Genomic DNA, 6,422 nt, shown 5'->3' with positions numbered 1-6,422 from the left:
TCCCGAATGACTCCGAGAAAATATCCGACCGATGAGTTTAAAAGCTCATTTCAAAACTGACGAGATATTGCTATCTCATGTTTGATCTTGCTAAAAGCAAGATCGGTTTAACTCACTCGTTGTTCAGTTTTCAAAGATCAAATTCTCATTTTTCGTGACCGCCAATCTCTCAGCGGCGACTTTAATAATATATCACACTAGCTTGCTTTAGGTCAAGAACTTTTTCGAAAAACTTTTAAATCATTTTTTCTTAACCTGTATTGAAGCAGCAACCCACCAAACGGGCGAAGATTAATGTACCATAATCTTTTCCTTGTCGTCAACCTTATATTAAAGTTAATTTTAACCCAATCAACACGGCTATACCGGGCAGGCCCAGCATCATTACCGTTCCTACGGTCATTGGATTTAAAGGAATATAAACTTCTGAGATCAGGCCAGAAAAGTTGATAATATAAATGGCCATCGCAGATAGTGCCAGATGTGAGCCAAACCATGTCAGCCAGCTGATTCCGAGCTTCTTCTTAAATACAGTGATGAGCAGCATGAGCAGAGATATCAGAAATATACACGTCACGAACCATTTCATTGTTCTACATCCCTTCGGTCAGTTTTATGCATGCTCCCGTTTGACCTCTCGTTTGTACATCTCGGCTCCATTCAAATTCATCTGCTTGGCCTGCTTCAGATTCATTTGGTATTTACGTTCAGCTGCCTCCAGCATGTAGATCGCGTAATCGATCTGGTCCTGCCCTGAAGCTTCTTGAAACAGAAGATGCGCCCTCTCCCATTCCATCTGAGAGCTGCGAACATCCAGGTAAGCCTCCCACATTTTGTTCTCTTCCTCTGCGGAAACGGTGCGCTCAGCACCTTTGGTTATTTTATTCCACCACATATGTTTGCTCCTCCCGTCTACTTTCACAGATCAACTGCCTGTACCATACATATCGGGAAGAGGACAAACTTAGAACTCCAAACCTCCATATCCGTAAAAATAAAAAGGAGCCCTTGGGCTCCTTCATTCATCCACATATAAGATGTTACTGTTACAGCTCTCTTCTGCCTTCGAGCGCCTTGGACAACGTCACTTCATCCGCATATTCCAGATCTCCGCCTACCGGCAGTCCAGCAGCTATACGGGTAACCTTCATCTCAAAAGGACGCACCAGCCTCGATATATACATCGCCGTAGCTTCACCTTCAATGTTCGGGTTCGTCGCAAGGATGAGCTCTTGGACTCTTTCGTCACTCAGTCGGGTGAGCAGTTCCTTCAACCGGATTTCATCAGGTCCAATTCCCTCCATAGGAGAGATCGCTCCATGAAGAACGTGGTAATACCCGTCAAATTCCTTCGTCCGCTCCATCGCCACCAGGTCTCTTGAATCTTGAACCACACAGATGACAGACGCATCCCGGCTCTTGTCCTGGCAGATTCGGCAAGGATCCGTATCCGTAATATTGCAGCAAATCGAGCAGTAATGCAGATTTCGCTTTACGCTGACGAGCGCTTTGGCGAAATCAATCACATCATCTTCTTTCATATTCAGCACATGAAAAGCCAGGCGGGCGGCCGTCTTCGGCCCCACACCCGGCAATCTGGTAAACGCATCAATCAACTTGGCGATCGGTTCGGGATAATACAAAGTCGCAACGACTCCTTTTCGCCTATGAATTAAAACAAGCCTGGGATTTTCATTCCGCCTGTAAATTTACCCATATCGCTGTTAGCCAGCTCTTCCGCTTTGGCAAGTGCATCATTTACCGCAGTAAGAATGAGATCCTGCAGCATTTCAACGTCATCCGGGTCTACGGCTTCAGGTTTGATGTTGATGGATTGAATTTGCTTGTGGCCCGATACCGTTACAGTAACGACACCGCCGCCTGAAGTACCTTCTACCGTTTTTCCAGCCAGTTCCTCCTGGGCTTTCATCATCTGTTCCTGCATTTTTTTCACTTGCTTCATCATTTGGTTCATGTTATTCATCTTCTTCATCTCCTTTAATGGAATGCACCCTTGTGCTATTTTTTATGACAGATTAATCTTTTATGACGACAAGGTCTTCACCAAACAACTGGATCGCCTCATCAATCCAAGGCGTTTCTTTGGACTCTGCTTCTTCATGCTCCAGCTTGAGCTCCTCCGCCTGGGGATTCCCCGTACCTTCAACAGCATCGTTCCAGTCCCGGAGCATCATCGTGACCAGCCGGTACGGCTTGCCCAGCAAAGATCCAAAAACCCCTTCGATGACCTGCTTATTCGCAGGTTTCTCCGTCGTTTCGCGGTGAATGTTGTTTTTGAAAGCGACAAGAATATTGTCCTCCCAGACCGAAACCGGTTCGCCATCCATAAACCATGCATGTACGGTCACCTTCTCATCCTTCACGTTCTGGAGAATTTGAGACCACTGCCGCTGAACAACGGTAAAGCCTTCACTCGTTCGGGACGCTACATACTGTTCCATATGCTGCGGCTTTTTGGCCGCCGATGATGCTCTCGGAGCAGGTGCCCGGACAGCAGGCTTCGCTCCTTCACGGCCGTCGCCCGAGCCGCCTGGAAGACCATTTTGCATAATTTTCTCGAGTTTCTTCTCGATAGCTGCCAGCTGCTCCTTCAAACGGCCGACTTCAGCAGAATCCGCTGCGCTGGCTGTACCCGTCTTCTGCCCAACTTCAGAGCTGCTGCATAGCTTCAGCAGAGCCACTTCAAACAAGGTTTGAGGCTGTGAGGCATACTTCATGTCACTCTGGTAATGATTTAATGTATCAATCATGGAGAATAGCTCTTCCTTGGAAAAATCATCTGCCATGCCCTTGAAATCCGAGGGATTCAAGATGCGGTCTGTCAGCTTATCCGCTTGAGGGACCATTTTGATCATCAGCAGATCCCGGAAATAATACAGCAGGTTCTCCATGCATTTATCTGCACTTTTCCCTTCCTGCATCATCTGCTCTACGATCTGCAGCACCGCTCCTGCATCTCCCTGCCTGATCGCACCTGCCAGACGTCCGAACTGCTCGGAAGCCATTCCTCCGGTCATCTCCATGACCTGCTGATAGGAAACATTGCCGCCGGTAAAAGAAGCGATCTGATCCAAAATACTCAGCGCATCACGCATTCCACCGTCCGACAGGCGGGCGATATATTGCAGCGCTTCTGCATCTGCGGTAATCCCCTCTTCCTCACAAATCCGGGCAAGACGGTCCCGCTGTTCCTCCAGGGACACACGCCTGAAATCAAAACGCTGACAGCGTGAAATAATCGTGGCCGGAAGCTTATGAGGCTCTGTAGTAGCCAGTATAAACATGACATGCTCCGGCGGTTCCTCCAATGTTTTGAGCAGGGCGTTAAACGCTTCCGTCGTAAGCATGTGTACTTCATCAATAATATAAACTTTTCGCCGGACCTCGGTAGGAGCGTATTTTACCTTCTCCCGCAAATCCCTGATTTCTTCGACACCACGGTTGGATGCCGCATCAATCTCCTGAACGTCCATCACCGCACCCGATGTAATCCGCCGGCAGGCCTCACATTGATTGCATGGTTCCTGTGACGGTCCGTTCTCACAATTCACGGCTTTCGCCAGAATTTTGGCGGCACTGGTTTTCCCTGTTCCCCGCGGGCCGCTGAACAAATAGGCATGGGAGACCCGCTGTTCGCGGATCGCATTTTGCAGGGTCTGGATAATATGCTGCTGTCCCACCATATCCTGAAAGGACTGAGGTCTCCAGGCTCGGTATAACGCAATATGTTCCACTGACGCTTAACCCTCTTTCAACTTCAGCTTTCTACGGTGTGCAGGCCGCTGTATCCCTGCATACCCTTTATTCATTATACTACATTCTAACCTAATTTCCCTACCCCGGCAAAACGTTTGATCCCGAAAATGCAGGACAAAGGGTATAAAAAAAAGCACTCCTGTCTCATCGACAGAAATGCTTGGTGTCATGGTATGTATACCGTGCACCTGTTATTGATAATTGCGATCCGAGCGGCAATCCTGAGCAGCAACTCGGGCTAGGCTGCCCTCCGGCACAAAAGCGGACCTGCTTATGGCTGCTTCCTTCCGGACCTGACCAGGTTCACAGGTGCTCATTGCGGAGGACCCAGCCGTCAACGTCGAACGCAGGGACCAGCCTCACATCGGCAATACCTCTAACAGGAATTCAACCTCGCTACAGCGGATTGCGAGTTACAGGGCACCGCTACCTCCCCGTCTAGCACGGCGAAATTAAGTATATCGTATGGTTGTCCAAAATGCAACTGACGGCAATAATTGCAAATCTTTTGTTCTTACACTGAAATTAAGGAGTGGTATAAATATTTGGTTTTGGGGATGACCCCATACCGTTACCTAAAAAGTAGCCCGTATGCGGCGGTTGATTATAGGCCACATTCTGCCAAGCGACTGACAGCCGATAGACCGGATCATGCATTAGGGTATGAATTTTCGTGCTGGTCAGGTCAACCGTTGTATATATTCGCAGTCCCGTGTTGTCTGATTTTTTCCAAATGACTTCCTCGCGCCAATCGCCCAGCAGGTCCGCCTGCAGCGAAGGATTGGCCTTCGTACTATTATTGGACTCGACGCCTGAGCCTGTCAAAATTCTCGCAGACTGTTTTGTGGTATGGTTCCATTTATCGATCTTAATGCCGTCTAACAGTTCACGCGACAGATCGCCGTCCCACCATATCCCGAAATTCACAGAAGGGGTGCTGCTGCTGATCTTGGTTCCTGTAATGGAATAAAGGCCGACGCTGCCTGAGGCCCAAACCTCTGCGCCGGGATAGGTGGGATCAATATCGGCAGCCATACCACGACCTGTATCCTGGCCTGTATGCACTCCCCACAAGATCGATCCTGTCTTCGCATCCCAGACAGCAGCACCGTAAGGCGAGCTGGTCTCTTCCATTACTTTGAAGACTTCCAGGCCGGCACGTCCTGGATTGAGATCACTGACATGGAGCGCATCACCGTGACCCAGACTCGTGTTATACAGCTTAGAGCCATTATCATCAATCGTAAGAGCACCGTATACAATCTCGTCTTTTCCATCGTCATCTACATCCGCTACACTCAGGCTGTGATTGCCCTGCCCGGCCGTCCCTGTATTCGTAGAACTGTTACTGTCAAATGTCCACCTTCTGGTGAGGCTTCCGTTCCGCCAGTCAAAGGCGACTACGACCGTTCGGGTATAGTAACCGCGAGCCATAATAATGCTTGGACGCACCCCGTCTACATAAGCAACTCCAGCCAGAAAACGATCGACCCGGTTACCATAATTGTCACCCCAGCTGGAAACCGTTCCTCTTGCCGGTACATAATCAATGGTGGACAGCGCTTTTCCTGTCTGACCTGAAAATACGGTCAAATATTCCGGCCCGGTCAGTATATAACCGCTGCTGTTCCGGTGATCTGCCGAGGCGCTGCCGATAACGACACCTGTACCATCTTTAGTGCCGTCAGCGGTTTTCATTACTACCTCTGCTTTCCCGTCACCGTCAAAATCATAGACGAGGAATTGGGTATAATGCGCTCCTGCCCGGATGTTGCGTCCTAAGTCAATGCGCCAGAGCCGTGTTCCATCAAGCCTGTAAGCATCCACATAAACATTACCGGTGTACCCGCTTTGTGAGTTATCTTTGGAATTGGACGGATCCCATTTTAGAATAATCTCGTAATTACCATCTCCGTCGACATCACCCACGCTGGCATCGTTAGCACTATAAGTGTAACTAACTCCATCAGGTGTCGTACCGCCTGCCGGACGCTGTATCGGCACATCCAAATATTGATTACCCCAGACACCAGCGGAAGGAGACGCCGCCTGTTCTGAACCGTTCACGATGGCACGTACTGTGTAGACAGAGGATTGAACGCCGGAAGGGTCCAAATAGTTCGTGCTGCCTGTAATCGGATTACTATTGACCTTCGTTCCATTTCGGTACAAATTGAAAGAAACGGACAAGTCCTCTGTTCCCAGCAGCCTCCAGCTGACAAATACGCCTCCGGATACCTTGACGGCTACCACCCCGCGGCTTAGCTTCTCAGCCTGACGAGGGCTGGCTGCCTCTGCAGAAGATGCCGGGAGCACACTCAGGATTAGGGAGACAATCAACAATAAAGCAATGCTTTTACGAAAATCCAATCGTAATAAACACATAATTTTTTCCTCCTTTAACTAAAATAGCGCTTACACTAAAATATAAGATTTTCGAGTGAAGCCTCCTTTCTAAGGAATGAGTACCGTTCGTTTAAGACACTTGGAGTCTTCTTCTATTGTCATTTTTAGAATAAATTTACTTTTAGAAAATATACATCTATTTTTTCGATATGTTTGTTCAAAAATCAGATATTATTCTAAAACACAAAAAAGCAGGCATGCTTTGAACGCCTGTTTCAGGATTGAGATAAAATAAAAGC

The 6,422-nt window shown here is 48.4% G+C and carries 6 protein-coding genes and 1 other RNA gene; all 7 read right to left on the bottom strand.

Annotated features, from left to right (window positions below; all coding sequences use genetic code 11):
- Positions 1 to 325: 325 nt before the first annotated feature.
- The 7 genes from HII30_RS19410 to HII30_RS19380 all read right to left on the bottom strand — a co-directional run bounded on the left by HII30_RS19410 (position 326) and on the right by HII30_RS19380 (position 6,162).
- Positions 326 to 589 (bottom strand): pro-sigmaK processing inhibitor BofA family protein, encoded by a 264-nt coding sequence (locus tag HII30_RS19410; protein ID WP_169506698.1) that lies wholly within the window; start codon positions 587 to 589, stop codon positions 326 to 328.
- Between the two features lie 24 nt (positions 590 to 613).
- Complete coding sequence (locus HII30_RS19405; RefSeq protein ID WP_169506697.1) at positions 614 to 895, bottom strand: DUF2508 family protein; 282 nt, start codon at positions 893 to 895, stop codon at positions 614 to 616.
- 151 nt (positions 896 to 1,046) lie between these two features.
- Positions 1,047 to 1,643 (bottom strand): recombination mediator RecR, encoded by a 597-nt coding sequence (recR, locus tag HII30_RS19400; RefSeq protein ID WP_169506696.1) that lies wholly within the window; start codon positions 1,641 to 1,643, stop codon positions 1,047 to 1,049.
- A 29-nt stretch (positions 1,644 to 1,672) separates the two neighbouring features.
- A complete protein-coding gene (locus HII30_RS19395) occupies positions 1,673 to 1,984 on the bottom strand; it encodes a YbaB/EbfC family nucleoid-associated protein (RefSeq protein WP_169506695.1) in 312 nt (103 codons plus the stop codon).
- Between the two features lie 52 nt (positions 1,985 to 2,036).
- The gene (gene dnaX, locus HII30_RS19390) at positions 2,037 to 3,755 is read right to left on the bottom strand and encodes a DNA polymerase III subunit gamma/tau (protein WP_169506694.1); all 1,719 of its coding nucleotides are present in this window, start codon (positions 3,753 to 3,755) and stop codon (positions 2,037 to 2,039) included.
- A gap of 202 nt (positions 3,756 to 3,957) precedes the next feature.
- Positions 3,958 to 4,224, bottom strand: an RNA gene (ffs, locus tag HII30_RS19385) — signal recognition particle sRNA large type.
- 78 nt (positions 4,225 to 4,302) lie between these two features.
- Positions 4,303 to 6,162 carry a rhamnogalacturonan lyase gene (locus HII30_RS19380; RefSeq protein WP_169506693.1) on the bottom strand — a complete coding sequence of 620 codons (1,860 nt, stop codon included), beginning with the start codon at positions 6,160 to 6,162 and terminating at the stop codon, positions 4,303 to 4,305.
- Positions 6,163 to 6,422 lie beyond the last annotated feature (260 nt).

The organism is Paenibacillus lemnae (genome assembly GCF_012933385.1).
GTDB classification, from domain to species: Bacteria; Bacillota; Bacilli; order Paenibacillales; family Paenibacillaceae; genus Paenibacillus_AQ; species Paenibacillus_AQ lemnae.
This window is presented reverse-complemented; position numbering and strand designations above follow the sequence as displayed.